This window comes from Rhodopseudomonas sp. BR0C11 (genome assembly GCF_010820945.1).
GTDB lineage: Bacteria > Pseudomonadota > Alphaproteobacteria > Rhizobiales > Xanthobacteraceae > Rhodopseudomonas > Rhodopseudomonas palustris_H.
Map to the genome: position 1 here is coordinate 1 of NZ_QTKI01000702.1, position 1,305 is coordinate 1,305.

Annotated in this window: 2 protein-coding genes; both read left to right on the forward strand. The window is 66.1% G+C overall.

Translation table 11 applies throughout. The annotated features are described in order from the left end of the window. A partial coding sequence (locus tag DYI24_RS26715; RefSeq protein WP_205523712.1) for a malonyl-CoA decarboxylase domain-containing protein occupies positions 1-767 on the forward strand: 767 nt, incomplete at its 5' end. Positions 768-911: 144 nt separating this feature from the next. Continuing rightward, a partial coding sequence (locus DYI24_RS26720; RefSeq protein ID WP_246701386.1) for a pirin family protein occupies positions 912-1,305 on the forward strand: 394 nt, incomplete at its 3' end.

Sequence of the window (1,305 nt, forward strand, 5' to 3'; positions counted from 1 at the left end):
GCTACGGCTTCTTCCATCCGCGGCTGGTCGACGAACCGCTGATCTTCGTCGAGGTCGCGCTGACCAAGGACAGCCCGGCCGCGATCGCGCCGCTACTCGATCTCGAGCGCGAGCCGATCGCCGCCAGCGATGCTACCACCGCGGTGTTCTATTCGATCTCCAACACCCAGCAGGGCCTTGCCGGCATTTCGTTCGGCAATTTCCTGATCAAGCAGGTGGTTGAGGAGATCAAGCGCGAGCTGCCGAACGTGCAGACCTTCGTGACGCTGTCGCCGGTGCCGGGCTTTGCGAAGTGGCTGAAGCGCGAACGCGACAATCCTGACTCCACGCTGCTCGATGCTTCCGCGCGCACCGCGCTCGAAGCGCTGGACACGCCGAACTGGTTCGACGACGCCGACACCGCCGACCGGCTGAAGCCGATCGTGCTGCAGCTCGCCGCCGCTTACTTCCTGCAGGCCAAGGGGCCGAACGGCCGGCCGCTCGATCCGGTGGCCCGCTTCCACCTCGGCAACGGCGCGCGGCTCGACCGGCTCAACTTCCTCGGCGATCGGTCACCGAACGGCATGCGGCAATCGCACGGGTTGATGGTCAACTACCTGTATGCGCTCGGCGACATCGAAGCCAACCATGAGGCGCTGTTCGAACGCGGCCAGATCGCCGCCGCCTCCGCGGTGCGCAAGCTGGTGCCGACCAAGCCGGTGACCAGCGAGCCGCGCAAGGGCAACGCGAAGTCCGCCAGCGCCCCGCAGCCCGCGCCGACGGCGTGACAAACGACGGCATGCCTGCCGCATCTTACACGCGCCTCACGCCGTCATTGCGAGGAGCGAAGCGACGAAGCAATCCACCTCGGTCCACTCGGCTAGATTGCTTCGCTTTGCTCGCAATGACGAAGACAACTTGGGAGTGATCCGATGAGCTGGATGCCCACCAACGATCCGGTGCTCGGCGATCCGACCACCTGCGATGCGCTGGAATTGATCATCGTGCCGCGCACCCGCGATCTCGGCGACGGCTTCGCGGTTCGCCGCGCGCTGCCGCACGGCAAGCGGCAGATGGTCGGCCCCTTCATCTTCTTCGATCATTTCGGGCCGGTGCAGTTCATCGCCGGCAAGGGCATGGACGTCCGGCCGCATCCGCATATCGGGCTCGCCACCGTCACCTATCTGTTCGACGGCAAGATCATGCACCGCGACAGCGAGGGCAACATCCAGGAGATCGCGCCCGGCGCGATCTCTTCGGCAGCCTGCGGCAGCGCGATCCAGCTCTGCAGGCCGAGCATCGACTGGCCGTCCCGGCGCTCGACGT